The sequence below is a fragment of the Rhizobium sp. L43 genome, from assembly GCF_002531725.1.
In the GTDB taxonomy this organism is placed as follows: Bacteria; Pseudomonadota; Alphaproteobacteria; order Rhizobiales; family Rhizobiaceae; genus Rhizobium.
Window position 1 is genome coordinate 373,610 of sequence record NZ_NWSQ01000002.1, and the last position, 24,827, is coordinate 398,436.

Genomic DNA, 24,827 nt, shown 5'->3' on the forward strand with positions numbered 1-24,827 from the left:
GGGGTTCGGTCTTAGCGAAATTTCCGCGGTTTGGAAGGATAAATGGGACGGCGCTTCCATTTCTTCGCAAAAGTGCCGCCTATTCGTCATGTCCCTGTCATTTTCGAAATCTAGAAATAGTCGCAAGAAGACCGGCATGAGCAGCTTTCAGTTGCAGTCGGGCATACGAGGGATGACCCTTCCATCTTTCCGGCGCGATGCTGACCACGGATGAACTGGCAGCTTCGCGATCCGGATATCCGGCAGGGCCGGAGCGGAAAAGCGGGCTATGCCCGCTTTTTTTGTTTTCGGATGGCGCTGCTGCCGAAGCGGCCGGCGACTGCTTTTTACGGAACTATGGGGCAAATGCCGCCAACCGATAACGATGCGGCGTTGGCAGCTTTGCGCCAGAAGCGGTCATTGTGGCTGCTGCGAAACTTCTTATTCTGTGACATCGCAGAAGTTGGAAAAACAACTGTAGCCTTAATGGGGATTTTTGCGGCAAGGCTTATAGGCTGCTCGCGTCCTCCCGAACCTTCAGAATACGGTCGATAAGACCCCATTCAAGCGCTTCCTCCGCCGTCATGAAGCGGTCGCGATCCATCCCGTGCTCAAAGTCTTCGTAGGAACGTCCGCAATGCTCTGCGTAGAGCCGCGTCATGCGTTGCTTGGTCTTTAAAATTTCCTCGGCATGAATCAGCATGTCGGAAGCCTGCCCTTGAAAGCCGCCGGAGGGCTGGTGAATGAGGATACTGGCATTGGGCAATGCGGCTCTTCCGCCGGGTTCGCCTGCCATCAGCAGGAACGATCCCATTGAACGGGCCGTCCCCATGCAAAGTGTATGAACCGGCGCACGGATGAAGCGCATGGTGTCGTACATGGCCAGGCCGCTGGTCACGACGCCGCCCGGCGAATTGATATAGAGGCTGATGGGCTTTTTCGGGTTTTCCGCTTCCAGAAACAGCAGTTGCGCACAGACGAGCGCCGAAACGGTGTCGTTGACCTCGCCATTGAGGAAGATAATCCGCTCGCGCAGAAGCCGGGAATAAATATCAAAGGATCGCTCCCCCCGGCTGGACTGTTCTATGACCATAGGCACGAGTTGCATCGCTTCGCGCATCGACGACCTCCAGACTTTCAGAATTTAAGGGGGAGGCTCGCCGTGTCAGGCGGCGAGCATGAGGGGCGGGCTGTTGCTGTTTGCCGGCGCTCTTGCCATTCCATCGAATCTTGCGTCCGTCAGTTCGTGGACGATCCGAAGGCAAGTGCCGCCAGTGGCATTCGGGGTGACCGTGAACGTCACGGTGCTTTCAAGGAAAGGCGGGTTATCGTCACGCAGCTTGTAGCGAACTTCCTGGCCGGGGGTGACGGTGATCGCATCGGGATCAGCCAATGCTTCCTTCGGCAGCCACCTTTCCCGAAGTTCGGGAATGGTGACAGCACGCCAGACCTTTTGCGGCGGATCGCCCAAGTCAAACTCCAACTCGACGCCGCTATCCCAATCCTTGGTCTTCCCTTCGTTCATTGATCCATGTCCTTCAGCAAGACTTTGAGTGCTGCGATACGCTCCGGCCAATAGGCGCGGTATTTTGCGAGCCACTGGGCGATGAGAGCCAACCCATCGGGATCGACTTCGTAATTCACGAAACGCCCCTGTCGCTCTTCCCTCACGAGCTTTGCACTGCGCAGAACCGCGAGGTGCTGCGACATCGCCGGCTGGCTAATCTCCATGCCCTCGCGCAAGGCACTAGCGTTCATGCTCCCTGCCGCCAGCTTCTCAAAGATCGCACGGCGGGTCGGGTCTGCCAAAGCTCGGAAGAAGTCATTCTCGATCATGCGAACACATAAGCACGTACTTATGCGATTCGCAAGCTATTTCGAGGCAGCTTTCTGTTGCTGCGGAAATCCTAAGTTCAACGACTGACCTCTCAGCATCAAAAAATGAGAGGAATTCCTCTCGCAAAACCCTTTTGTAAGCGACCGAGTTTTGCAATCGTCTGATGTCCGCATGGGGCCGAAAGCGGTCGGCGGTGGCATTTGCTACATGATTCCGCTTCTTTTATTCCAAGCAGTTTGCGGCTGCAGCGCCGCGCGGCTTTTCAGAAACGCAGGGAACGCTGCAGCGCTTTGAGGTGCTGCGTAATTTTCTCCCCAAATCGATTCCGATTTAGAGAATTATGCAGTAGAGGTTGAATACTCCCCCCGCGCAGAGCAACCTCCCTCATGTCAGCCATCATTCTCGACGTCCTTCCCATCTTCCTCCTGATTCTCATCGGCTGGGTGATCGTCCGCAGCGGCTTGATGACATCGAATGTCGGCGATGCGCTCGGCGAATTCGTCTTCAAGATCGCAGTGCCGCTGCTGCTTTTCCGCACCATCGCCGAGGCGGATTTTCATGGCGCCTCGCCCTTCCGGCTGTGGATCGTCTATTTCTCAGGCGTCGCCATCACCTGGACGGCCGGCCATCTCGCCGCCACGCGGCTCTTTAACCGCGACGAACGGATCGGCGTGCTGGCCGGGGTTTCCTCAGCCTTCGCCAACAATGTCTTCATCGGACTGCCGCTGGTCGAGCGCACCATCGGCGATGAGGGGCTGGTGGCGCTGTCGATCCTGCTTGCCGTGCACCTGCCGGTCATGATGGTCGCCGGCACGGTGTTGATGGAGCATGCCGAACGCAAGATCGCCGGCAAAAGCGACCGCAGCATGGTGTTCGTGCTGCGCCAGATCGCCATCAATCTCGTGCGCAACCCGCTGGTGATCGGGCTTGCGGCCGGCATGGCCGTGCATCTTTCCGGTCTCACCATGCCGACGGCGGTGGCATCGGTCGTCGGGCAGATTGCCGGCATTGCCGGTCCGGCGGCGCTGATCTCGCTCGGCATGGCGCTGGAGAAATACGGCGTCTCCGGTAATGTCGGCATCGCCAGCGTCACCTCGATATGCAAGCTGCTGCTGCTGCCCGGCTGCGTGTGGGCGGCGAGCCATCTCCTAGGCCTCAGCCCCGAATGGACGGCAGCGATCGTGCTGACCTCCTCGGTACCGACGGGCGTCAACGCCTGGCTGATCGCCAACCGCTTCGGCGTCGGCCACAGCCTCGCCGCCTCGACGATCACGGTGACGACGGCGCTCGGCGCCATCACGGTTTCGCTCTGGGCCTATTTCCTCGGCGCCTGAAAGGCTCTCCGGACAATAAAAAGCCCGGCTTGCGGCCGGGCTTTTGTAATGCGTTTGTGCTGGCGCGTTACTGCGTCGCGGTCTTCGGGTCCGGCAATGGCACCGGCGAATCGGCCAGCGTGTGCAGATAGAGGATCACGTTGGCGCGATCCTGATCCTTCGCCAGACCGGCGAAGCCCATGGCAGTGCCGGGAACATCCTTCTTCGGCGCCAACAAGAACTTGTTGAGGAATTCGAAGGTCCACTTCTCGCTGCTGCCCTTGGAGAAATCCTTCATGGCAGCGGAATAGGCGAAGCCCTCATGCGAGGCGATCGGGCGATCTACGACACCAAAGAGGTTTGGACCGACCTTGTTCGGTCCCCCTTTGGTGCCGTCATGACAGGCCTGACACTTCTTGAAGACCGTTTCACCGGCCTTGGCATCGGCAGAAGCGAGCAATTGCGCGATCGGAACGGCAACAGCGGCAGGCGCAGCCTCACCACCGGCGGCCGGCGCCTCTTCGGCAACGATCGCGAAACCTTCCTTTTCCGGCGCTTCGGAATGGAAGATCCCCTCGGACGCGATGGAGACCGACATCAGAACGAAAATCGTTCCGAGCAGCGCCCCCACGGCCGTATTGACGTATGAATTCATCTGCAATGCTCCCCTTGCAGCCGGCAGACCATAAACCGGACCATCTTGAAATCGCGCGGAACCTATGTCTTTTGGTTGATCGTTGCAACTGTCTAAATGGTCTTGTGCGTGAGACTTTTTGACACTTTTCAGCCCGGAATAGAAGGCCCGAACAATGAGTGATTCAAATTTAGACGGCGCGCTCGTGCTGATCCCGGCGCGCATGGCCTCAACCCGGCTTCCGGGCAAGCCGCTCGCCGATATTTGCGGTCTGCCGATGATCGTCCAGGTGGCGATGCGCGCCAGGGAGGCAGCCATCGGCCGCGTCGTCGTCGCCGTCGACGACACCAGAGTGTTCGATGCCGTTTCTGCCGCCGGCTTCGAAGTCGTCATGACCAGCAGCGATCATCAGTCGGGTTCCGATCGGATCTTCGAAGCGCTGACGAAAGTCGATCCGGACGGGAAGGCCAAATTCATCGTCAACGTCCAGGGCGATCTGCCGACGATCGAACCGGAAACCGTGCGGGCAGCGTTGCGCCCTCTGGAAAACGAGGCGGTCGATATCGGCACGCTGACGACCGCAATCGACAATGAAGCTGATAAAACCGCGCCGCACATCGTCAAGATTGTCGGCTCGCCCATTTCCGACACCCGTCTGCACGCGCTCTACTTCACGCGCGCGACAGCCCCTTACGGCGCGGGGCCGCTCTACCACCATATCGGCCTTTATGCCTATCGGCGCACAGCACTGGAACGCTTCGTCTCGCTCGGGCCTTCGACGCTCGAACGGCGCGAATCGCTGGAGCAGCTCAGAGCGCTGGAGGCCGGCATGCGCATCGACGCCGAGATCGTTGACACGGTTCCGCTCGGTGTCGATACTCGGGCCGACCTCGAAAAAGCGCGGCGCATCCTCTCCGCAAAGTCGAACTGACGGAACCATCATGAACATCAAGACCAACAGGATCGCCTTCCAGGGCGAATTCGGCGCCAATTCAGACATGGCCAGCCGCGACATGTTTCCGACCATGGAGCCGCTGCCCTGCCAGACCTTCGAGGATGCGTTCACGGCGGTCGACAACGGCGACGCCGATATCGCGATGATCCCGATCGAGAACACGATCGCCGGGCGCGTCGCCGACATCCACCATCTGCTGCCGGACTCGCGGCTGCACATCATCGGCGAATATTTCATGCCGATCCGCTTCCAGCTGATGGTGCTGCCGGGGGTGACCAAGGACGAGATCCGCACGGTTCACAGCCATATCCACGCGCTCGGCCAGTGCCGCAAGATCGTTCGCGCCAATGGCTGGAAGCCTGTCATCGCCGGCGATACGGCAGGCGCGGCAAAGCTGGTGAAGGAAACCGGCGACCGCTCGATGGCCGCCTTGGCGCCGCGTCTTGCCGCCGATCTCTACGGGCTCGAGATCATCGCCGAAAATGTCGAGGATACCGAAAACAACGTCACCCGCTTCGTGGTGCTTTCCCGCGACGAGGAATGGGCGCAGCGGAATTCGGCGGAAGAAAAGGTCGTCACCACCTTCGTCTTCAATGTCCGCAACATTCCGGCCGCGCTCTACAAGGCGCTCGGCGGGTTCGCAACCAACAACATCAACATGACGAAGCTGGAAAGCTATCAGCTCGGCGGAAAATTCGTGGCGACGCAGTTCTACGCCGATATCGAAGGCCATCCGAACGATCCGAACGTGCGCCGGGCTTTGGAGGAACTGCGGTTCTTCTCCGAGAAAGTCCGCATCCTCGGTGTCTACAAGGGGCATGCGATGCGAGGCCTGCTTTAAGCGGGCCTTTTCATTCAGCCATTATTTATCCGGCTCACAGACGCGAAGGCGATGACCATCGGGATCGAGCACGACGAAGGTCGGGCCGAAATCCAGCTCGGTCAGCTCCTGGGCGATCGGCAAGCCGCGCTGGCGCCAGTCCTCATAGTGGTTGGCAACAGCATTTTCTCCCGCGACCATGAAGGCCACCTCGCCGCGATTACCGATGGCCGACGGCTGCGGCTCGACCTTGCTGCGCCGCCAAAGGCCGAGCGTGAAGCCGCCATCGAGCGGGAAGGCGACGAAATTCGGCGCTTCCACGGCCGGCTCGCGGTTCAGGAGGTTGCGGTAGAAACCGGCGCTTTCGGCCGGGTCCTTGACGTACAGAATGATGAGATTGGGGCTGGTCATTTCGGTTCTCCCGTTGCTGTAAAATGGGGCCGCGAGAGATCGTCTGCTGCCAATTAATGGCAGCAGAACGTGGAGGGGCGTTGCGATCGCAACGCCCGGGTTCTCGTCGGACGGAATGTCGGTAAGGATGGGCGACTAAAGCGGGAAACGGTCCTCGCACAGCGGATCGCGCCCATCGATGAAGCCGAGATCGCGTTTGCGGCAATCCGGCAGTGCCTCAAGGTCGAGGCTGGTGCGGTTTCCACTGGAAAACCGGAAAATATTCATGACCAGACACAGCAGGCCGGAGCGCGCCGACTGGCGGACATCGGCAAACGTTTCGGCCGAAATGACATCGGCAAAGGACTCGGCGGTAAAACGGTCGTTGATCAGATGAATGGTTGGAGGCGTTACCATGATCAGTACTCCTTCCTGGTGGACTGACACGGATAATAACTCCGCCTGCTGACAGTTTCTGGCAGCAGTGTTAGTTCTCGACCGGCACGTCCTGCGTCTCGCGCCATTCCTTGAGCAGCACGGTGCGGCGGCGGGGATAGCGCACCTCATGCAGCGCCATGTCGATGATGCGGTCGGTGCGGAAATGGCGGAAATCCTGGCGCAGTTCGCACCAGGCCATGAGGACGCGAACATGCTCGAAATAACCGAGCGCGAAAGGCCAGACGCGGCGCCGCGAGATGCGGCCCTGCTCGTCGCCATAATGCAATTCGAGGATACGCTCGAGGCGGATCGCCTTGCGGATCGCCGAAACGTCAGCCTTGTCCTCGTCCCGGCGTTTGGGGCCGACAAAAAGGGCTGCCGAATCGATCATCTCCCGCATATCGGCCGGCAGCACGGCGGCAATCTTGGCCAGCGCATCGGCGCCGGCGCCGGCAAGCCGCGGCTCGGCGGCGCGCGCCACCCAGCGCGAACCGAGCACCAGCGCCTCCAGCTCTTCTTCGGAAAACATCATCGGCGGCAGCATGAAGCCCGGCTTCAGCACGTAGCCGATGCCGGCTTCGCCTTCGATCATCGCGCCCTGGGCCTGCAGGCTGGCAATATCGCGATAGAGCGTGCGCAGGCTGACGCCGGTCTCCTCGGCAAGCACCGTGCCGGTCACCGGCCGCCGGTAACGCCGAAGCGTCTGAAGCAGCGTCAGCAGCCGTTCCGAGCGGGCGACCGGCATGGCGTTACTGCTTCCACTCCACCCAGTCGCGCATCAGGCGGTGGGCGATCGCCCCTTTCGGCGGCGAGGCCTTGCCTGTCGCGCTCGGACGTTCCAGCATTTCGATGGTTTCCTCGCGGGTGAACCAGCGGCAATCCTCCAGTTCCGTCTCGTCGCGGGTAATTTCGGTGGATTTGGCTTCGGCGTAACAGCCGATCATCAGCGAATGCGGCATCGGCCAGGGCTGCGAGGCGTGATAGCGGATGCGGCCGGTGCGGATGCCGGATTCCTCCAGCGTTTCTCGGCGTACGGCATTCTCGATGGTCTCGCCGGGCTCAACGAAGCCGGCAAGGCAGGAATACATGCCCGGCGCAAAATGCGGGCTGCGGCCAAGCAGGCAGAGGTCGCGGCTCTCGTCGATCGTCAGCATGATGACGACAGGGTCGGTGCGGGGGAAGATCATGTGTTCGCAGGCGGCGCAGACACGTTTGTAGCCGCCGATATGGATCTCCATCGCCGAGCCGCAGCGGCCGCAGAAGCGGTTGTCGCCATTCCACCGGATGAGGCTTGCGGCCTGGGCGAATTCGCCGAGCAGCACCTCGTCGATCAGCATTTCGCGAAACAGCGTGCGACCGTCGGAAGGCTTGTATTGGCTGGTGAGATCGTCGACGCCGATGCCGACGGGAACGGCAAGGCGCGGCTCGCCGGATTTGCGGTAACCGAGAAGCACCGTCTCGTCCCAATCCGGCTGCAATTCCTTGAGCTCGTAACGGGCAAAGAGTGGATCGAGCACCTGGCCATCATGCTTCAGCACCAGCTTATCCCCGGCGAAGGCAAAGATATGGGTGCCGTCCTTGGCCAGCGCCTTTTCGACGGAGCGTTCGTCGCGATGCTCGGAATCGCGATTGAGGTCGTTGGCGGCAAAGGCCGTGAGATTGCTGGGTTCGGGATGCGGCACATCCGAATCGAAAAGCGAATGACTCATGATGAAAGGGCTTCCCGCAGCTTCGCTATGAATTCGTCTCTTTTTCCGTCTTCGTAGGGCTCCGCACGGCCGAAGCCCCAGACGGGACCCGGCCAGTTAGCATCGCCTTCGAAGCGGGCAATGATATGAACATGAAGCTGGCGGACGACATTGCCAAGAGCCCCGACATTGATTTTTGTCGCGCCGGTGATCTCCTTCAGCGCCTTAGCGACCAACTCCGTCTCGAAGGCAAGCAGCACCTGGTCGAGCGGCGTCAGCTCGAAGATTTCCGTGATCCCAGCCCGGCGCGGCACGAGAATGAGCCAGGGCCAGCGGGCATCCCTCGACAATCTCAGATCGCAGAGACCGGTGACCATGATGCTGACGCTGTCGTTTTCCAGCCGAGGGTCGAGCGCGAAACCTTTCAAAGGGCATTCTCCTCATGTTTTCCAACGACTAGCAGTTTTTTTGCATGTTGGCTTGCTTTTGATGACGATATTGCCGATATGTGCATCCGGGAGGTTGGTGGTGGACGAGCCACTCGCCAACCGGGTCAGGTCCGGAAGGAAGCAGCCCTAACGAGCCCGGCACGGGTCATCGTGCCAGCCTCCCACCTTCTCTCCACGAAGTGCCCGACGATCCGGGCGACAAGCAGGGCGATGAGCGACACCGAGCGACAATCAAAAGATGCCGCCTCGACGGGCACCGGATACCGGGTGCTGGCTCGCAAATACCGCCCCAAGGATTTCACGGACCTGATGGTCGGCCAGGAGCCGATGGTCCGCACCCTGACCAACGCCTTCGAGACCGGCCGCATCGCGCAGGCCTATATGCTGACCGGCGTGCGCGGCGTCGGCAAGACGACGACGGCGCGCATCCTGGCGCGGGCGCTGAATTACAAGACGGCTGAGATCGACAAGCCGACGATCGACCTGCGCATACCCGGCGAGCACTGCCAGGCGATCATGGAAGGCCGGCATGTCGACGTGATCGAGATGGACGCCGCCTCCCATACCGGCATCGACGATATAAGAGAGATCATCGAGCAGGTGCGCTACCGGCCGGTTTCGGCACGCTACAAGGTCTATATTATCGACGAAGTGCACATGCTGTCGACGCAGGCCTTCAACGGCCTGCTGAAGACGCTGGAAGAGCCGCCGGAGCATGTGAAGTTCATCTTCGCCACCACTGAAATCCGCAAGGTGCCGATCACCGTGCTGTCGCGCTGCCAGCGCTTCGACCTGCGCCGGATCAGCGCGTCGGATCTCGTCGGGCTGTTTTCGACGATCGCCGCCAAGGAAGGCATCGAGGCGGAGCCGGACGCACTGGCGATGATCGCGCGCGCCGCCGAAGGCTCGGCCCGCGACGGCCTGTCGCTGCTTGATCAGGCGATCGCCCATGGCGCCGGCGCCGTGCAGACGGAAGCCGTGCGCGGCATGCTCGGCCTTGCCGACCGCGCCCGGATCGTCGATCTCTTCCAGCACGTGATCAAGGGCGATGTCGCCGCCGCCCTCGGCGAATTCCAGAACCAGTACGAGGCCGGCGCCAATCCGGTGGTGGTGCTGACCGATCTTGCCGATTTCACCCATCTGGTGACCCGGCTGAAATATGTGCCGGATGCGGCAAATGATCCCTCGCTCAGCGAAGTCGAGCGCACCAAGGCGGCGGAATTCGCCAAGGGCGTTGCGGTGACGACGCTGTCGCGCATCTGGCAGATGCTGCTGAAAGGCATTCCGGAAACGGAGGGCTCGTCGCGCACAGCCGGTGCGGCCGAAATGGTGCTGATCCGGCTTGCGCATGCAGCGCATCTGCCGGCGCCCGAGGATGCGGCGCGGCGGCTTGCCGAATTTTCCGGCGATAATGGAGGCCAGCGGCCCTCCTCCCCGCCTTCCGGCAATGGCGGCGGCGGCACGCGAGTCCCCTATCAAAGCAGTGTCGCGGCACGGGCGCCTGAGATCGCGCCGAGCAAACCGCAGCCTTCGGCGCCGGTGGCGATGCTGCGCGCCGTGCCGAGCAGCCAGCCGGAGACGATGGCTGTCGGGCGGATAGAGGCGAAACCGGCGGAAGCACCGAAGCCGCTCGTTCGGGTCAATTCGGTCAGCGATATCGTCAACCTCGCCACCGAGAAGCGCGATGCGAAGCTGAAGGCGATGGTCCGTACCTTCGTGCGCCCCGTGCGGATCGAGCCCGGCCGGCTTGACGTCAGCCTCACCGAGGGCGCGCCGACGACGCTGCTCAACGAGCTTGCCGTCAAGCTGAAGGAATGGACCGGCATCCACTGGATCGTCAGCCTCAGCCGCGACGAGGGTCAGCCGACGCTTGTCGAAGCAGAAGCCAGAACCCGGGAACAGCATGTCATCGATGCCCGCCAGGACCCCGACGTCGCGGCGATCCTGGCACATTTTCCCGGCGCAAAAATCATCGACGTGCGCGTGCGGGCGCCCGAACCGGAAGAGGAAGGCGAGGTCAAACCGCCTGATGCCGCCGAATCCGAAGAAGGTGACATCCTGCCGGGCGACGACATAGAATTTTAAAAGTTTCAACAAGGAGCGAGACGATGCGCGACATCATGGGCATGATGGGCAAAGTCAAGGAAATGCAGGCCAAGATGGAGCAGATGCAGGCGGAGATCGCCGAGCTCACCGCCGAAGGCAAGGCGGGCGGCGGCCTCGTCACCGTCGTCATCTCAGGCAAGGGCGAGCTGAAGAGCCTGAAAATCGACCCGTCGCTGTTCAAGGAAGACGATGTCGAAATCCTCGAGGACCTGATCGTCGCTGCTCACAAGGATGCGAAGGACAAGGCCGAGGCGCTCGCCGCCGAAAAGACCAAGGCGCTAACCGCCGGCCTGCCGATCCCGCCGGGTTTCAAGCTGCCGTTCTGATCGACCCGTTAAACAAAGTACCACGCCGCGCATATGCCCGGCGTCAGGGCCCGGCTTCCAGCACAGCCCGCAGCTTATAGTGAATTGGAGCAGCGAGGTATCGCGCCCGATCCATCTCGGAAAGCCGCCGGCCGAAGGTTTCCATCAGCTCCGGCATCATCACCTTCTCTCCGGAAAAGGGCTGATGCTCCACCGGCATTCCGGCCTCGGCGACGCCGCCGCTGATAACGCGGCAGTAGAGGCCGGGGCGGGCGGCGGCGGTATAGCGCTTGACGAATTTCGGGTCGGCCATCCTGGCAGCGAAGGTGGCGCAGGGCATGCGGCACGACGTGACTTCGAGGATGAGATCGCCTGATACAAAGCGGTCGCCGACGGCGGCGTCGCGGTTGTCGAGACCTGAGATCACCATGTTTTCACCGAAGGTGCCGGGCTTGTATGGACTGCCAAATTCCGCGCTCCACCAGTCGAGCGTCAGCGATCCCTCGATATAAACCGCCTGATCGACACCGCCATGGTGTTTGCGGTTGCAGATGGCATCGCCGACCAGGCCTTCGGCATCGATCATCACCGCGCCGTTGACGGCATGTTTGAAGATGCCGGTCTTGTAGCTCTTGCCGGCCAGCCTTTCCGGATTGCCGGTGCAGAGCGCCAGGATTTTCATGGGATGGCCGATCCTTCCGCGATTCCGTTTTCGTTCCATATCAGTTAAGAACGGCGCATGGCAAAACGAGTCACCGGCCCCGAAATCGAAAAACTCATCCAGCTTCTGGCGAAGGTGCCGGGCCTCGGGCCGCGCTCGGCGCGCCGGGCGGCACTGCATCTGATCAAGAAGAAGGACCAGCTGCTCGGCCCGCTGTCGAATGCGATGGGCGAGGCCTATGACAAGGTGAAGATCTGCTCGCGCTGCGGCAATGTCGATACCGTCGACCCCTGTACCGTCTGCACCGACACGCAGCGCGATCAATCCATCATCATCGTCGTCGAGGACGTCTCGGATCTCTGGGCGCTGGAGCGGGCGGGCGCGATGAACGCCGCCTATCATGTGCTCGGCGGCACGCTGTCGCCGCTCGACGGGATCGGGCCCGACGATCTCAATATTCGCGGACTGATCGACCGGATCGGCGAAGGCGGCATCCGGGAACTGATCATTGCGGTCAATGCCACCGTTGAGGGTCAGACGACGGCGCATTACATTACCGACCAGCTGCAGGGGCTTGAGGTGAAGATCACCCGGCTGGCGCATGGCGTGCCTGTCGGCGGCGAGCTCGACTATCTCGACGAGGGCACGCTTGCGGCGGCCCTTCGGGCGCGGACGGTGATATGAGGGGGGTTCGTATGCGGCACCACACCCCCCTCTGCCCTGCCGGGCCCGGGGTCGAGCCACGGGTCTCGACCCGTCCTTCGGACCCCCACAAGGGGGGAGATTGGCTGGGAGCGTCCGCTCGTCCTGATCAAAAACCACAAATGGCCGAAACCGCCTGGCGCACGATCAAAATTTGGCGAAGCCGGCACGTCTTGCCGATCTCCCCCCTTGTGGGGGAGATGCCCGGCAGGGCAGAGGGGGGTGTTCCACGGCGGCTCCGGATATTCGCACTGGCTATAACCGCTGCTCTCCTCCCCCTCCCCTCCTACGCAGCCCCCTCGAAAGCCGATGTCGAAGCACAATTCGAAACCTGGGTGCAGCGCGACCTCTGGCCCGAGGCCAAGGCGAACGGGATTTCGGAGAAGACCTTTCAGGCCGCTTTCTCCGGTGTCACGCTGAACTGGAACCTGCCCGATCTCGCCCCGCCCGGCTTCCCGCCGCCGAAGGAGCAGAAGCAGACGCAGGCGGAATTTTCTTCGCCCGGTCCCTATTTCAACGAAGACCATCTGAAGAGGCTTGCCACAACGGGGCGCGGCTTTGCCGCGCAATACGGTTCGACGCTGAAGCGCATCGAGAAGACCTATGGCGTGCCGGGCTCGATCGTGCTTGCCATCTGGGGCCGGGAGACGGGCTTCGGCGCGGCGAAGATCCCGAATTCGGCGGTCGAGGTGCTGGCAACCAAGGCTTTCATGTCGACGCGCAAGGAGATGTTCCGTACCGAACTGGTGGCCGCATTGCATATCCTCGATGGCGGCGACGTCACACCTGCCGATTTCAAGGGTTCGTCGGCGGGCGCACTTGGCCAGCCACAATTCATGCCGACCAGCTATCTGAAATATGCCGTCGATTTCGACGGCGACGGCCATCGCAACATCTGGACCTCGGTGCCGGATACGCTCGCCTCGATCGCCAATTTCCTGGTCAAAAAAGGCTGGCAGCGCGACCGCGACTGGGGCTTCGAAGTGTCGATACCGGAAGCCGTCTCCTGTGCGCAGGAGGGACCCGATCTCGCAAAGCCGCTGTCGCACTGGGCCTCGCTCGGCATCGGCCGCATCTCCGGCAAGGGTTTCCCTTCAGGCGAGATGAAGGCCGAGGGCATGATGCTGGTGCCAGCCGGCCGCGATGGGCCCGAGTTCGTCGTCACGCCGAATTTCTACATCATCAAGGAATACAATAATTCCGATCTCTACGCCCTCTATATCGGCAATCTCGCCGACCGCATCGCCTCTAATGGCGGCGCCTTTGCGGGCCAATGGGGCGATGTCGGCAAGATGCTGCGCTCGGATGTCGCCGCCGTGCAGAAGGCGCTGGAACGGCAGGGTTACGATGTCGGCGGCTCCGACGGTCTGCCGGGTTACAAGACGCGGCGGTCGATCGGCCAGTGGCAGGCCAAGAACGGCATGAAGCCGACATGTTTTCCCGAGGCGACGATGAAGGGCAAGCTGAAGTAGCCGCTTCAGAGTGCGCGCTTCAGCCCTTCATGGCTGACGACGAAACCAAGCTTCTCATAGAAACGGACCGAGTCCGTCCGCGTCTTGTCCGTTGTCAGCTGCACGAGGCCGCAGCCGCGCGCGGCGCATTGGGCGATCGCCCATTCGATCAACGCCGAGCCGAGGCCTGCACCGCGAAGGTTGCTGGCGACACGCACGCTTTCGATCTGGCCGCGCCACATGCCCGTCCGCGACAGGCCGGGAAGAAAACTCAGCTGCAGACAGCCGACGACCCGATCGGAAGCGTCGGTTGCGACGGCCAGCAGCTGATTGGCGTCGGCCTCGATCGCGGCAAAGGCCGAGAGATAGCGCGGATCGACGGGGTCCGAAACGACCTCCCTGGCGCCGCCGAGATCGTCGTCGGCGAGCAGCCGGACGATGGCGGCAAGATCGGATCGGCGGGCGAGCCTGAAGCTATACATGTTTGACCTCTGCACGCCTGGTCTCAATGATGCAGATCGATCGGCGCCTTGTGGAAGACGTCGTTATCAGGCGGGATCGCCTGCCGCTCGATCATGCGGTGGACATGCGGCAGACCTTCGCCGCGATGAAGTGCGCGAATCCTGTCGATGTTTTCGGCATCGGCCTGCGTGCGCCGCTGATTGTGTCTTAGATATTCGACCCAGGTCGACGTATGGTAGGTTTCCGTCCACAGCCCGGGGTTTTCGAGATCGCGCATCAGCGCCCAGTTGCGGGCGCCGTCGCGGATGCGGATACGCCGGCGCTCGCCCATCAGCTCCATGAACTCGGCAAGGTCGTCATCTCCGATCTCGTAATCGACCTGGATGACGATCGGGCCGCTGCGCGGCGTGATGTCGAGGCTCAAGGCCGGCTCGGTAAAGCGGTTCAGCGGATCAAGGTTGAGCGAGGCGAAGGCCGGCATGGAAAAACGCAGGCCGATGGCGATGCCGAGCAGCATGACGACAGATGACATCAGCAGCGCGTCGGCGACGCCATAGCGATCGGCGGCAACGCCCCAGAGCCAGCTGCCGCCGGCGATGCCGCCGAAGGTGACGGTCTGGTAGAGCGACAGCGCCCGGCCGACCACCCAGCGCGGCGTCGACAGCTGGACGATAGTGTTGAACAGCGATAGTGCGGAGACCCAGCAGGCGCCGGAGACGAGCAGCCCGGCGGAGGTGAGGACGGCGCTTGGGCTGAAGGCGGCGATCACGGCGCTCAGCGCAAAGCCGGCAAAGGCCAGGCGGATGATCATCTCACTGGACAGCAGCTGACGGAGCCTGGCATTCATCACCGCGCCGCCGATCGCGCCGATGCCGAAGGCGCCGAGCATGAAACCATAGGTCAGCGGTCCGCCGCCGACGAGATCGAGGGCGACGATCGGCAGCAGCGCCAGAATCGAGCTGGCGCCAATGCCGAAGAGCAGTCCCCGGACGAGAACTTTTTCGAGATTGGGCGACATCGAGACATAACGCAGGCCGGCGAAGATGGCGCTGCCGAGCGCCTCCCGCGGCAGGGTCGAGACGGGCGTGCTCGGGCGCCAGCGCATCAGCGCATAGATCAGGGCGAAGTAACTCACCGTGTTGACCGCGAATGCTGCGGCGGCACCGGCTGCGGCGACGATGACGCCGCCGATCGCCGGGCCGACGCTGCGGGTGATGTTGAAGCCCATGCTGTTCAGGGTGACGGCGCCCGGCAGATCCGCGCGCGGCACCATGTCGCCGACCGAGGCCTGCCAGGAGGGATTGTTGAGCGCGGTGCCGCAGCCGATCAGGAAGGTGAAGAAGAGCAGCAGCCAGGGCGTAATCCAGCCGAGAAGGGCGGTGGCCGTTAGTAGCGCCGATACCGTCAGCATCATGCACTGTGCCGTCAGCATCACCCGGCGGCGGTCATAATTGTCCGCCAGCGCCCCCGATATCAGCGAAAACAGCATGATCGGCAGCGCCGTCGAGGTCTGCACCAGTGCCACCATGTCCTCCGAGGCGGTGATCGTCGTCATCATCCAGGCAGCACCCACCGCCTGGATCAGGCCGCCGAAATTCGAGGACAGGCTGGCGAACCAGATGGTGCGGTAGGTCTCGTGCCGCAACGGCGCCAAGGTCGAGGAAGTGTAGGCCACGATTTCTCCCGCTTTTGTTATTGCGCCGCCCCGGCAATATATGCGCAAGATCGGCACTGGTCATAGGTCTGTTCACGCGCGGCAAGCGAATTGACGGAATCGGTCGCGGACCTTGCAATTTCGGAAAAACCCGACTATATGGCTCTCAAATTCTTGATCGCTTGATGAAGAGTGGGCCGCAAGGACCCGCTCTTTTTTATTAGCGCGATCCCTAAGCAGCATGAAATTGCGAGGAGCGCACCGCTTGTCGGACATGACAAACGCAGACCACGAACTTGAGCCGCGGCTGATTACCGAAACCGGGCTCGACCAGCGTCTTGCCGATATCATCGAACCCGTCCTCGTCGGCCTGGGCTTTCGGCTTATTCGCGTCCGTATGCTGAACCAGAACGGCGCGACGATGCAGGTCATGGCCGAACGCAACGACGGCACGATGACGGTTCAGGACTGCGAAGAAGTCTCGATGGCGATTTCTCCCGTCCTCGATGTGGAAGATCCCGTCGATAAAGAGTATCATCTCGAAGTGTCTTCGCCCGGCATCGACCGTCCGATGGTGCGGAAATCCGATTTCGTCCGCTGGCAGGGCCACCTTGTGAAATGCGAGACGTCGATCTTGATCGACAATCGCAAGCGCTTCCGCGGCAAGATCGTCGAAGCAGGCGCAGATGGTTTCACGCTCGAGCGTGACCAGGTCGCTTACGGGGAAGAGCAGAAGGTCACCATTCCCTTCACGGCGCTTAGCGATGCGAAGCTCATTCTGACCGACGACCTGATCCGTGACGCGTTGCGCGCCGACAAGCTGGCGAAAGCCCAGGCCGCCAACCAGAACGAAGCGGACGACCAGGAATAACCGATCAACAGACCGCTTCAGGGACGGGAACCCTGGAGTAAAGACGGAGAAACAAGACAATGGCAGTCAGTGCGAACCGGCTCGAACTTCTGCAGATCGCAGATGCAGTGGCGCGCGAAAAGGTCATCGACCGCGAGATCGTGCTGGCCGCAATGGCCGACGCTATCCAGAAGGCGGCACGCTCCCGTTACGGCACCGAGTCCAACATCCGGGCCGATATCAATCCGAAGACCGGCGAAATCCGTCTGCAGCGCCTGCTCGAAGTCGTCGAGAAGGCCGAGGATTATTCGACGCAGATCCCGCTCGAGCTGGCCCGTGACCGTAACCCGGACGCCGCACTCGGCGATTTCATCGCCGATCCGCTGCCGCCGATGGATTTCGGCCGCATCGCCGCACAGTCCGCCAAGCAGGTGATCGTGCAGAAAGTGCGTGAAGCCGAGCGTGACCGCCAGTTCGACGAATTCAAGGATCGCACCGGCGAAATCGTCAACGGCACCGTCAAGCGCGTCGAATACGGCAACGTCATCGTCGATCTCGGCCGTGGCGAAGGCATCATCCGCCGCGACGAAATGATCCCGCGCGAAAACGTCCGCTATGGCGATCGCGTCCGTGCCTATGTTTATGACGTCCGTCGCGAGCAGCGCGGCCCGCAGATCTTCCTGTCGCGCACGCATCCGCAGTTCATGGTGAAGCTGTTCACCATGGAAGTGCCGGAAATTTACGATGGCATCATCCAGGTGAAGTCGGTTGCCCGAGATCCGGGCTCGCGCGCCAAGATCGCGGTGATCTCGAACGACAGTTCGATCGATCCGGTCGGCGCCTGCGTCGGTATGCGCGGTTCGCGCGTCCAGGCCGTCGTCGGCGAGCTCCAGGGCGAGAAGATCGACATCATTCCGTGGAGCCAGGATCCGGCGACCTTCGTCGTCAACGCCCTGCAGCCGGCCGAAGTCGCCAAGGTCGTTCTCGACGAGGATGCCGAGCGCATCGAAGTCGTCGTTCCCGACGAGCAGCTGTCGCTTGCGATCGGCCGCCGCGGCCAGAACGTCCGCTTGGCATCGCAGCTGACCGGCTGGGATATCGACATCATGACGGAGGCCGAGGAATCGGAGCGCCGTCAGAAGGAATTCAACGAGCGCACCAACCTGTTCATGGATTCGCTCGATGTCGACGAAATGGTCGGCCAGGTTCTGGCGTCCGAAGGCTTTGCCGCGGTCGAGGAACTGGCCTATGTCGATCTCGACGAAATCTCCTCGATCGACGGTTTCGACGAAGAGACGGCGCAGGAAATCCAGCAGCGTGCCCGCGAGTTCCTCGAGCGTCTCGAAGCCGAGATGGACGAGAAGCGCAAAGCGCTCGGCGTTCAGGACGAGCTGCGCGAAATCGACGGCATCACCGCCCAGATGATGGTGGCGCTCGGCGAAGACGGCATCAAGACGATCGAGGATTTTGCCGGCTGCGCCGCCGACGATCTCGTCGGCTGGACGGAACGCAAGAACGGCGAAACGAAGAAGTTCGAAGGCCTGTTCTCGAAGTTCGACGTTTCGCGCGTCGAGGCCGAGCAAATGATCGTCCAGGCCCGCCTTTCGGCCGGCTGGATTACCGAAGAGGATCTGGCGAAGGGGACCGAAGAAGAGGTCACCGAAGCTGAAGCCGAACAAGAAGCATGATGACCGCGCATGAGCCGGACGCTCTCCCTGATGAGGACGACGATCTTGCAGGTTATGACGTGAACGGACGCATGTGCATCGTGACGCGCGAAAGCGGATCGCCGGAAGAGCTGATCCGCTTCGTTGCCGCTCCCGATGGAACCATCGTCGCCGACCTGAAGCGCGAGCTTCCGGGACGCGGATGTTGGGTGAAGATCGACCGGTCGCTGGTCGACAGGGCCGTGGCGAAGAAACTCTTCGCCCGCGCGCTGAAAATGGATGTGAAGGCGGCGGACGATCTCGGCGCAAGCGTCGACCGGCTGCTCGCAGCGCAGTTGATGCAGATGATGAACATGGCGCGCAAAGCCGGCCAGTTCGTCAGCGGGTCCTCGAAAGTGGATGCCGCGGTCAGAAGCGGAGCAGCCCTTGCGGTGTTCCACGCGACCGATGCAGCGGACGACGGAGTCCGGAAAATCGACCAGGCCCGCAAGGCCTGGCACCTCGGAATGGAGACCGAGGAGGAGATACCTTCCTTCCGTCTCTTCTCGGAGAGCGAAATGGAAGGCCTGATGGGCCAGAATGCTTTTATCCATGCCGCAGTGCTTGCAGGGCAGGCGGGTGAAGGTGTAGTGAAGCGCGCAAAGATGCTCGAACAGTACCGTATTGGCGGTCAGTCCCGGGCAGCGGGCGGCGCTGGCCGGCAAAAACAATGAGGCGGTCACCGGCATCGGCCGGGCCTATTCTCATTGATCGACAGTATTTGAACGACAGGGTCTGATCTAGTCATCGCTCCCTGTCCGAAGGAACGGGAACGAATGACCGATAGTAACGACGACAAGACAATCAGCGTGACGGGCAAAAAGACGCTTACCCTGAAACCATCGGGGATGAGCCAGGGCACCGTTCGCCAGGATATGGGTCGAGGTCGCACCAAGGCGGTCGTCGTCGAGACCCGCAAGCGGCGCCCGATGCGCCCCGAAGACGAAAAGCCGATTACACCCGCCGCTCCGGTGGCCCCCGTCCGTGCTGCCGAACCGGCGCCCGCACCCGTGCAGGCACGCCCGCCGCAGCCGACGCCGGCACCGCGGGTTCAGCAGGGCAACAACAGCCAGACCAACCAGCGTCCGCAGCAGTCCCATCAGGCGCCGCGCCAGAACGATCGTCCGCGCCCGGTGGTGCTGAACCACCTGTCGCCGGAAGAGATGGACGCCCGCCGCCGCGCGCTTGCCGACGCCCAGGCGCGTGACGCCCAGGATGCGATCCGCCGCGCCGAGGAAGAAAAGCGCCGTGCCGCCGAAGAGGTTGTCCGCAAGGCAGCCGAAGCGGAAGAAGCTGCCCGCAGGGCCGCTGAAGAGGCGATCCGTCAGGCTGAGGCACCCGTCGCCGTTGCTGAACCGGCAGCCGCAGCACCGGCTCCGGCCGAAGCACGCTCCGACGCCCCGCGGCCGCAGCAACCCGCTTCGTCGGCACCTGCTGCCCGCCGGCCCGATGCGGCTGGAGCACCTGCTGCTGCCCGTCCGGCAGCCGCCGCTGCTGCCCCCGGCGCCGTTCGTGGCCGTCGCGACGAAAAGGAAGACGACGATCGTGGTGCTCCGCGCGGCGCTCCGGCCCGTGGCCGCGTCGTTCGCCCGGAACCCGCAAAGCCGGTGACGACGCGTCCGAAAACCGAAGAAGAGCGTCGTCGCGGCAAGCTGACGATCTCCACTGCCAACGTCGACGGCGACGACAATGCCCGCGGACGTTCGCTCTCGGCGATGCGCCGCCGGCAGGAGAAGTTCCGCCGCGGCCAGATGCAGGAAACCCGCGAGAAGATCTCCCGCGAGGTCGTTCTGCCTGAGACCATCACCATTCAGGAACTGTCGCAGCGCATGTCCGAACGCGCCGTCGACGTCATCAAGTACCTGATGAAGGAAGGCCAGATGATGAAGCCGGGCGACGTCATCGACGCCGACCTTGCCGAACTCATCGCCGGCGAATTCGGCCATACGGTCAGACGCGTGTCGGAGTCCGACGTCGAACTCGGCATCTTCAACGTGTCCGACGAGGATGGCGAACTGGTTTCGCGCCCGCCCGTCGTCACCATCATGGGCCATGTCGACCACGGCAAGACCTCGCTGCTCGACGCCATCCGCCATGCCAACGTGGTCTCCGGCGAAGCCGGTGGCATCACGCAGCATATCGGCGCCTATCAGGTGGAGCAGAACGGCCAGAAGATCACCTTCATCGACACCCCGGGCCATGCCGCCTTCACGGCGATGCGTGCCCGCGGTGCGCAGGCGACGGATATTGCGATCCTGGTCGTCGCAGCCGACGACAGCGTGATGCCGCAGACGATCGAATCGATCAACCATGCCAAGGCAGCCGGTGTTCCGATCATCGTTGCGATCAACAAGATCGACAAGCACGAGGCCGACCCGCAGAAGGTTCGCAACCAGCTGCTCCAGCACGAAGTCTTCGTGGAAACCATGGGCGGCGAAGTGCTTGACGTCGAGGTTTCGGCCAAAACAGGCAAGAACCTCGACAAACTGCTCGAAGCGATCCTGCTGCAGTCGGAAATTCTCGACCTCAAGGCCAATCCGAGCCGGACGGCCGAGGGCACTGTCATCGAAGCCCAGCTCGATCGTGGCCGCGGTTCGGTCGCGACCGTGCTTGTCCAGAAGGGCACGCTGCGTCCGGGCCAGATCATCGTCGCCGGCGACGTCTGGGGCCGCGTGCGCGCCCTCGTCACCGACAAGGGCGACCATGTGAAGGAAGCAGGTCCGGCGACCCCGGTCGAGGTTCTCGGCCTTTCCGGCACGCCGCAGGCGGGCGACAAGTTCGCCGTCGTCGAAAGCGAAAGCCGCGCCCGCGAAATCTCGGAATATCGTCAGCGTCTGGCCCGCGACAAGGCGGCTGCCCGCCAGTCTAGTCAGCGTGGTTCGCTGGAACAGATGATGATCCAGCACAAGAGCGCCGGCATCAAGGAGTTCCCGCTTGTCATCAAGGGTGACGTGCAGGGCTCGATCGAAGCGATTGCCGGCGCACTGGAAAAGCTCGGCACCGACGAGGTCCGTGCCCGCATCGTCCATTCGGGCGCCGGCGGCATCACCGAGTCGGATATCTCGCTCGCCGAAGCGTCGAACGCCGCCATCATCGGCTTCAACGTTCGTGCGAATACGCAGGCACGCCAGTTCGCCGAGCGCGAAGGCCTCGAAATCCGCTACTACAACATCATCTACGACCTCGTGGATGACGTGAAGGCAGCGATGTCCGGCCTCCTGTCTCCGGAACGGCGCGAGACCTTCATCGGCAATGCCGAGATCCTCGAGGTGTTCAACATCACCAAGGTCGGCAAGGTTGCAGGCTGCCGTGTCGTCGAAGGCAAGGTCGAACGCGGTGCGGGCGTCCGCCTCATCCGCAACGATGTCGTCGTTCACGAAGGCAAGCTCAAGACCCTCAAGCGCTTCAAGGACGAAGTGTCCGAAGTGCCGATGGGCCAGGAATGCGGCATGGCCTTCGAGAACTACGAAGACATGCGCGCCGGCGACGTCATCGAGTGCTTCCGCGTCGAGCATATCACGCGCACGCTCTAAACCGCTGCGCACGACATCAGCTTTCCAAAAGCCATTCGCCAGCCGGCGGATGGCTTTTGGGTACCTGCCGACTTGACCTTTTGGAACAAAAGAGTCATGGACGCTCTCCTTTGACGGGTTCGATTCCCAGCCGCATCGGCAAATAGAGATAACAATGACCAGAGCAACTTCTTCCGCGCCTTCGCAGCGCATGCTGCGCGTTGGCGAACAGGTTCGCGCCGCAATCACCCAGGTGCTGCAGCGGGGCGAAGTGCGCGACGACGTCATCGAAGCGACCGTGATCTCGATCTCGGAAGTGCGCATGTCGCCCGACCTCAAGATCGCCACCGCCTATGTGACGCCGCTCGGCGTTTCCGACCACAGCGTGGTCATCGAGGCGTTGAACCGTCATGCGCGGTATATCCGCGGCCGGCTCGGGCAGCAGCTTCGGCAGATGAAATACATGCCGGAGGTGCGCTTCCGCGACGACACCAGCTTCGACAATTACAAGAAGATCGACGAGCTGCTGCGTTCGCCCGAGGTGAGCCGCGACCTCGACGGCGATAATGACGAACAATAAACAGAAGAGACTGATGTCCAAACCACGCAAACCCAAGGGCCGGCCGATTTCCGGCTGGCTGATCCTCGACAAGCCGGTGGATTTCGGCTCGACGGAAGCCGTTTCCAAGATCAAGTGGCTCTACAAGGCTGAGAAGGCCGGTCATGCCGGCACGCTCGATCCGCTTGCTTCCGGCATGCTGCCGATCGCGCTCGGCGATGCGACGAAGACCGTTCCCTATGTGATGGACGGCCGCAAGATCTATGAATTTACGGTGAGCTGGGGCGAGCAGCGCGCCACCGACGATCTCGAGGGCGACGTGACCGAAAGCTCGGACAAGCGCCCCAGCGAACAGCAGATCCGCGATATCCTGCCTGGATATATCGGCACCATCAGCCAGGTGCCGCCGCAGTTTTCGGCCATCAAGATCTCGGGTGAACGCGCCTATGATCTGGCGCGCGAAGGCGAAGTCGTCGAAATCCCCTCGCGCGAGGTCGAGATCTTCCGGCTGACATTGCTTGCCTGCCCGGATGCCGATACCGCGCATTTCGAAGTGGAATGCGGCAAGGGCACCTATGTCAGGGCGCTGGCGCGCGATTTCGGCCGAGAGCTCGGCTGCTACGGCCATGTATCCGGGCTGCGGCGCACCTTCGTCGCCCCCTTTTCGGAAGAGGCCATGGTGCCGCTCGCAAACCTCGTGGCGCTGGAGGCGATCGAAGATATGGACGAGCGGCTGGCGGCCCTCGATGCGCTGCTGATCGACACCTGCGAGGCGCTGTCGTCCCTGCCCCATCTCGTCATCAACGACGATCAGGCGCACCGGCTGAAGATGGGCAACCCGATCCTTGTGCGTGGCCGCGATGCGCCGGTTGCCGAAAGCGAAGCCTATGCGACGGCTCGCGGCAGGCTGATTGCGATCGGCGAGATCGGCCAGGGCGAGTTTCGCCCCAAGCGGGTTTTCGGTTGAGCCTACAACGATAGCGGTTGTCAGCCGGCAGCGATGCGATATCTTCCCTATCGGGCCGCCATTGCGGCCCGAGGAGCCATGGCGGCCGATAGGGGGAAGAATATGCGCGTAACCGCGATCGCAACATTGACGTTCTTTTCGATGTTCCTGACTTTTACAGGCGCTCGATCGGCCGAGCGCTGGGCCGAACTTCCGGCCTTTCCCTCGATGCCGGTTGCCAAGACAAGCGGCATGGCCGATGTGAACGACATCAAGATGTATTACGCCGAATATGGTGAAGGCGAGCCGATCCTCTTCATTCACGGCGGACTCGGAAATGCCGAAGTCTGGGGTCATCAGGTCGCCGATTTTGCCAAGGACCACTTGGTCATCGTTGCCGATAGCCGCGGCCATGGACGTTCGACGCGCAGCCAGCAGCCCTTCGGCTACGACCTGATGACATCGGACTATGTGGCACTTCTCGACTTTCTGAAGATCGACAAGGTGACGCTTGTCGGATGGTCGGATGGCGGCATCATCGGCATCGACATGGCGATGAAACACCCGGAAAAATTGACCCGCGTCATTGCTCAGGCAGCCAACGTCACGACGGAGGGCGTCAAGGCCGACGTCCTGGACAACAAGACCTTCAACGACTACATCAACGTCGCCGGCGAGCAGTATCGGAAGCTTTCGCCGACGCCCAACGAATACGACGCCTTCGTCAAGCAGATCTCCGAAATGTGGGCGACCCAGCCGGCCTGGACGGCCGCCGATCTTGCCAAGATCTCGGTGCCGGTCACGCTTGCCATCGGCGATCATGATGAAGCCGTCAAGCTCGACCATACGGAAATGATGGCAAAGCAGATTCCGGGCGCCAAACTCGTCATCCTGAAAGATGTGAGCCATTTCGCCATGCTGCAGGATCCGGCAGCCTATGACGGGATGATCCGGGGCGCCATGGCGGGCCGTTGACGCCGGCAAGGACGACCCCTCTTTCCATCGATCCATATTTGGTTTATAGGCAGCGCCAGCATCGGGTCCGCCCGTTTGCATTCACGGCCAAAGCTGGACGGCATCCCGGCTTTTGGCGACCTTTATCTCCTCTCTTAGAAAGGATCACCCGATGTCGATCACTGCTGAGCGCAAGTCTGCGCTGATCAAGGAATACGCAACCGTTGAAGGCGATACCGGTTCTCCGGAAGTCCAGGTCGCGATCCTGACCGAACGCATCAACAACCTGACCGAACACTTCAAGGACCACAAGAAGGATAACCATTCCCGCCGTGGCCTGCTGACGATGGTTTCGAGCCGCCGCTCGCTTCTTGACTATCTCAAGAAGAAGGATGAAGGCCGCTATTCCAAGCTGATCACCAGCCTGGGTATCCGCCGCTAAGATTGTCCGGCGGG

The 24,827-nt window shown here is 62.0% G+C and carries 27 protein-coding genes and 1 other RNA gene; 16 read left to right on the top strand and 12 right to left on the bottom strand.

Features of this window, described 5'->3' with window-relative positions; genetic code table 11:
- Positions 1 to 487 precede the first annotated feature (487 nt).
- Genes CO667_RS04395 through CO667_RS04405 form a run of 3 tightly spaced genes read right to left on the bottom strand, consistent with a single transcriptional unit; the run spans position 488 to position 1,815 of the window.
- Positions 488 to 1,099: an ATP-dependent Clp protease proteolytic subunit gene (locus CO667_RS04395; protein WP_097617230.1), complete on the bottom strand. Its 612-nt coding sequence runs from the start codon at positions 1,097 to 1,099 to the stop codon at positions 488 to 490.
- Positions 1,100 to 1,144: 45 nt separating this feature from the next.
- Positions 1,145 to 1,504 carry an SRPBCC domain-containing protein gene (locus CO667_RS04400; protein WP_097617231.1) on the bottom strand — a complete coding sequence of 120 codons (360 nt, stop codon included), beginning with the start codon at positions 1,502 to 1,504 and terminating at the stop codon, positions 1,145 to 1,147.
- Entirely contained in the window at positions 1,501 to 1,815 is a 315-nt protein-coding gene (locus CO667_RS04405; protein ID WP_007628095.1) for a metalloregulator ArsR/SmtB family transcription factor, read from the bottom strand. The genes CO667_RS04400 and CO667_RS04405 overlap by 4 nt, the downstream gene beginning before the upstream one ends.
- Positions 1,816 to 2,202: 387 nt before the next feature.
- Here CO667_RS04405 and CO667_RS04410 point away from each other — a divergent pair, with 387 nt between their 5' ends.
- On the top strand, positions 2,203 to 3,150 hold the full coding sequence (locus CO667_RS04410) for an AEC family transporter (protein ID WP_097617232.1): 948 nt from the start codon (positions 2,203 to 2,205) through the stop codon (positions 3,148 to 3,150).
- Positions 3,151 to 3,217: 67 nt separating this feature from the next.
- Here the strand turns inward: CO667_RS04410 and CO667_RS04415 are convergent, their stop codons facing one another.
- Positions 3,218 to 3,784 carry a cytochrome c family protein gene (locus tag CO667_RS04415; protein WP_097617233.1) on the bottom strand — a complete coding sequence of 189 codons (567 nt, stop codon included), beginning with the start codon at positions 3,782 to 3,784 and terminating at the stop codon, positions 3,218 to 3,220.
- Positions 3,785 to 3,938: 154 nt separating this feature from the next.
- On the opposite strand from CO667_RS04415, the gene CO667_RS04420 reads away from it, so the two are divergent.
- A complete protein-coding gene (locus CO667_RS04420) occupies positions 3,939 to 4,694 on the top strand; it encodes a 3-deoxy-manno-octulosonate cytidylyltransferase (protein ID WP_097617234.1) in 756 nt (251 codons plus the stop codon).
- 10 nt (positions 4,695 to 4,704) lie between these two features.
- Complete coding sequence (locus CO667_RS04425; RefSeq protein ID WP_097617235.1) at positions 4,705 to 5,559, top strand: prephenate dehydratase; 855 nt, start codon at positions 4,705 to 4,707, stop codon at positions 5,557 to 5,559.
- A gap of 21 nt (positions 5,560 to 5,580) precedes the next feature.
- Here CO667_RS04425 and CO667_RS04430 read toward each other — a convergent pair whose 3' ends face one another.
- From CO667_RS04430 to CO667_RS04450, 5 genes are all read right to left on the bottom strand, one after another.
- Complete coding sequence (locus CO667_RS04430; RefSeq protein ID WP_097617236.1) at positions 5,581 to 5,949, bottom strand: VOC family protein; 369 nt, start codon at positions 5,947 to 5,949, stop codon at positions 5,581 to 5,583.
- Positions 5,950 to 6,084: 135 nt separating this feature from the next.
- Positions 6,085 to 6,345, bottom strand: a complete 261-nt coding sequence (locus CO667_RS04435) for a hypothetical protein (protein WP_097617237.1) — start codon at positions 6,343 to 6,345, stop codon at positions 6,085 to 6,087.
- A 70-nt stretch (positions 6,346 to 6,415) separates the two neighbouring features.
- Positions 6,416 to 7,111: a YafY family protein gene (locus tag CO667_RS04440; protein ID WP_028755668.1), complete on the bottom strand. Its 696-nt coding sequence runs from the start codon at positions 7,109 to 7,111 to the stop codon at positions 6,416 to 6,418.
- Positions 7,112 to 7,115: 4 nt separating this feature from the next.
- Positions 7,116 to 8,075 carry an NAD(+) diphosphatase gene (gene nudC / locus CO667_RS04445; protein WP_097617238.1) on the bottom strand — a complete coding sequence of 320 codons (960 nt, stop codon included), beginning with the start codon at positions 8,073 to 8,075 and terminating at the stop codon, positions 7,116 to 7,118.
- Positions 8,072 to 8,482: an HIT family protein gene (locus CO667_RS04450; protein WP_097617239.1), complete on the bottom strand. Its 411-nt coding sequence runs from the start codon at positions 8,480 to 8,482 to the stop codon at positions 8,072 to 8,074. Before CO667_RS04450 ends, nudC begins: the two co-directional genes overlap by 4 nt.
- A gap of 89 nt (positions 8,483 to 8,571) precedes the next feature.
- On the opposite strand from CO667_RS04450, the gene ffs reads away from it, so the two are divergent.
- From ffs to CO667_RS04465, 3 genes are all read left to right on the top strand, one after another.
- An RNA gene (ffs, locus tag CO667_RS04455) (signal recognition particle sRNA small type) lies at positions 8,572 to 8,668 on the top strand.
- 45 nt (positions 8,669 to 8,713) lie between these two features.
- Entirely contained in the window at positions 8,714 to 10,588 is a 1,875-nt protein-coding gene (locus CO667_RS04460; RefSeq protein ID WP_097617240.1) for a DNA polymerase III subunit gamma/tau, read from the top strand.
- Between the two features lie 23 nt (positions 10,589 to 10,611).
- Positions 10,612 to 10,935, top strand: coding sequence for a YbaB/EbfC family nucleoid-associated protein (locus CO667_RS04465; RefSeq protein WP_004676719.1), 324 nt, complete (start codon positions 10,612 to 10,614; stop codon positions 10,933 to 10,935).
- A 43-nt stretch (positions 10,936 to 10,978) separates the two neighbouring features.
- Here CO667_RS04465 and CO667_RS04470 read toward each other — a convergent pair whose 3' ends face one another.
- On the bottom strand, positions 10,979 to 11,596 hold the full coding sequence (locus tag CO667_RS04470; protein ID WP_179874053.1) for an MOSC domain-containing protein: 618 nt from the start codon (positions 11,594 to 11,596) through the stop codon (positions 10,979 to 10,981).
- Positions 11,597 to 11,653: 57 nt separating this feature from the next.
- Here CO667_RS04470 and recR point away from each other — a divergent pair, with 57 nt between their 5' ends.
- Together recR and CO667_RS04480 are read left to right on the top strand one after the other, a co-directional pair.
- Positions 11,654 to 12,259, top strand: coding sequence for a recombination mediator RecR (gene recR / locus CO667_RS04475; protein WP_003589338.1), 606 nt, complete (start codon positions 11,654 to 11,656; stop codon positions 12,257 to 12,259).
- Between the two features lie 218 nt (positions 12,260 to 12,477).
- Complete coding sequence (locus CO667_RS04480) at positions 12,478 to 13,749, top strand: lytic murein transglycosylase (RefSeq protein ID WP_097617316.1); 1,272 nt, start codon at positions 12,478 to 12,480, stop codon at positions 13,747 to 13,749.
- Positions 13,750 to 13,754: 5 nt separating this feature from the next.
- Here the strand turns inward: CO667_RS04480 and CO667_RS04485 are convergent, their stop codons facing one another.
- Both CO667_RS04485 and CO667_RS04490 read right to left on the bottom strand, forming a co-directional pair.
- Positions 13,755 to 14,210, bottom strand: coding sequence for a GNAT family N-acetyltransferase (locus CO667_RS04485; protein WP_097617242.1), 456 nt, complete (start codon positions 14,208 to 14,210; stop codon positions 13,755 to 13,757).
- Positions 14,211 to 14,233: 23 nt separating this feature from the next.
- Positions 14,234 to 15,865, bottom strand: a complete 1,632-nt coding sequence (locus CO667_RS04490) for an MFS transporter (RefSeq protein ID WP_097617243.1) — start codon at positions 15,863 to 15,865, stop codon at positions 14,234 to 14,236.
- A gap of 244 nt (positions 15,866 to 16,109) precedes the next feature.
- Between CO667_RS04490 and rimP the strand changes: the two genes are divergently transcribed.
- The 8 genes from rimP (at position 16,110) to rpsO (ending at position 24,813) form a co-directional block, all read left to right on the top strand.
- Positions 16,110 to 16,715, top strand: coding sequence for a ribosome maturation factor RimP (gene rimP / locus CO667_RS04495; RefSeq protein WP_097617244.1), 606 nt, complete (start codon positions 16,110 to 16,112; stop codon positions 16,713 to 16,715).
- Positions 16,716 to 16,774: 59 nt separating this feature from the next.
- Positions 16,775 to 18,382 carry a transcription termination factor NusA gene (nusA, locus tag CO667_RS04500; RefSeq protein WP_097617245.1) on the top strand — a complete coding sequence of 536 codons (1,608 nt, stop codon included), beginning with the start codon at positions 16,775 to 16,777 and terminating at the stop codon, positions 18,380 to 18,382.
- A complete protein-coding gene (locus CO667_RS04505) occupies positions 18,379 to 19,074 on the top strand; it encodes an RNA-binding protein (protein WP_179874055.1) in 696 nt (231 codons plus the stop codon). The genes nusA and CO667_RS04505 overlap by 4 nt, the downstream gene beginning before the upstream one ends.
- Before the next feature lie 102 nt (positions 19,075 to 19,176).
- Positions 19,177 to 21,933: a translation initiation factor IF-2 gene (gene infB / locus CO667_RS04510; RefSeq protein ID WP_097617246.1), complete on the top strand. Its 2,757-nt coding sequence runs from the start codon at positions 19,177 to 19,179 to the stop codon at positions 21,931 to 21,933.
- A gap of 154 nt (positions 21,934 to 22,087) precedes the next feature.
- Positions 22,088 to 22,492: a 30S ribosome-binding factor RbfA gene (gene rbfA / locus CO667_RS04515; protein WP_012559487.1), complete on the top strand. Its 405-nt coding sequence runs from the start codon at positions 22,088 to 22,090 to the stop codon at positions 22,490 to 22,492.
- Positions 22,493 to 22,505: 13 nt separating this feature from the next.
- Entirely contained in the window at positions 22,506 to 23,438 is a 933-nt protein-coding gene (gene truB, locus CO667_RS04520; RefSeq protein ID WP_097617247.1) for a tRNA pseudouridine(55) synthase TruB, read from the top strand.
- Between the two features lie 102 nt (positions 23,439 to 23,540).
- Positions 23,541 to 24,392: an alpha/beta hydrolase gene (locus tag CO667_RS04525; RefSeq protein WP_097617248.1), complete on the top strand. Its 852-nt coding sequence runs from the start codon at positions 23,541 to 23,543 to the stop codon at positions 24,390 to 24,392.
- Positions 24,393 to 24,543: 151 nt separating this feature from the next.
- Positions 24,544 to 24,813, top strand: coding sequence for a 30S ribosomal protein S15 (rpsO, locus tag CO667_RS04530; protein WP_003544317.1), 270 nt, complete (start codon positions 24,544 to 24,546; stop codon positions 24,811 to 24,813).
- Positions 24,814 to 24,827 lie beyond the last annotated feature (14 nt).

Coding starts and splice junctions, on each gene's coding strand:
- CO667_RS04425 (WP_097617235.1), top strand. CDS start 4,705: ATGAACATCAAGACCAACAGGATCGCCTTCCAGGGCGAATTCGGCGCC.
- rpsO (WP_003544317.1), top strand. CDS start 24,544: ATGTCGATCACTGCTGAGCGCAAGTCTGCGCTGATCAAGGAATACGCA.
- CO667_RS04440 (WP_028755668.1), bottom strand. CDS start 7,111: ATGCCGGTCGCCCGCTCGGAACGGCTGCTGACGCTGCTTCAGACGCTT.
- CO667_RS04395 (WP_097617230.1), bottom strand. CDS start 1,099: ATGCGCGAAGCGATGCAACTCGTGCCTATGGTCATAGAACAGTCCAGC.
- CO667_RS04525 (WP_097617248.1), top strand. CDS start 23,541: ATGCGCGTAACCGCGATCGCAACATTGACGTTCTTTTCGATGTTCCTG.
- truB (WP_097617247.1), top strand. CDS start 22,506: ATGTCCAAACCACGCAAACCCAAGGGCCGGCCGATTTCCGGCTGGCTG.
- CO667_RS04470 (WP_179874053.1), bottom strand. CDS start 11,596: ATGAAAATCCTGGCGCTCTGCACCGGCAATCCGGAAAGGCTGGCCGGC.
- infB (WP_097617246.1), top strand. CDS start 19,177: ATGACCGATAGTAACGACGACAAGACAATCAGCGTGACGGGCAAAAAG.
- CO667_RS04405 (WP_007628095.1), bottom strand. CDS start 1,815: ATGATCGAGAATGACTTCTTCCGAGCTTTGGCAGACCCGACCCGCCGT.
- rbfA (WP_012559487.1), top strand. CDS start 22,088: ATGACCAGAGCAACTTCTTCCGCGCCTTCGCAGCGCATGCTGCGCGTT.
- nusA (WP_097617245.1), top strand. CDS start 16,775: ATGGCAGTCAGTGCGAACCGGCTCGAACTTCTGCAGATCGCAGATGCA.
- recR (WP_003589338.1), top strand. CDS start 11,654: ATGGCAAAACGAGTCACCGGCCCCGAAATCGAAAAACTCATCCAGCTT.
- nudC (WP_097617238.1), bottom strand. CDS start 8,075: ATGAGTCATTCGCTTTTCGATTCGGATGTGCCGCATCCCGAACCCAGC.
- CO667_RS04460 (WP_097617240.1), top strand. CDS start 8,714: ATGAGCGACACCGAGCGACAATCAAAAGATGCCGCCTCGACGGGCACC.
- CO667_RS04430 (WP_097617236.1), bottom strand. CDS start 5,949: ATGACCAGCCCCAATCTCATCATTCTGTACGTCAAGGACCCGGCCGAA.
- CO667_RS04480 (WP_097617316.1), top strand. CDS start 12,478: ATGCCCGGCAGGGCAGAGGGGGGTGTTCCACGGCGGCTCCGGATATTC.
- CO667_RS04485 (WP_097617242.1), bottom strand. CDS start 14,210: ATGTATAGCTTCAGGCTCGCCCGCCGATCCGATCTTGCCGCCATCGTC.
- CO667_RS04465 (WP_004676719.1), top strand. CDS start 10,612: ATGCGCGACATCATGGGCATGATGGGCAAAGTCAAGGAAATGCAGGCC.
- CO667_RS04505 (WP_179874055.1), top strand. CDS start 18,379: ATGATGACCGCGCATGAGCCGGACGCTCTCCCTGATGAGGACGACGAT.
- CO667_RS04400 (WP_097617231.1), bottom strand. CDS start 1,504: ATGAACGAAGGGAAGACCAAGGATTGGGATAGCGGCGTCGAGTTGGAG.
- CO667_RS04415 (WP_097617233.1), bottom strand. CDS start 3,784: ATGAATTCATACGTCAATACGGCCGTGGGGGCGCTGCTCGGAACGATT.
- CO667_RS04435 (WP_097617237.1), bottom strand. CDS start 6,345: ATGGTAACGCCTCCAACCATTCATCTGATCAACGACCGTTTTACCGCC.
- CO667_RS04420 (WP_097617234.1), top strand. CDS start 3,939: ATGAGTGATTCAAATTTAGACGGCGCGCTCGTGCTGATCCCGGCGCGC.
- CO667_RS04410 (WP_097617232.1), top strand. CDS start 2,203: ATGTCAGCCATCATTCTCGACGTCCTTCCCATCTTCCTCCTGATTCTC.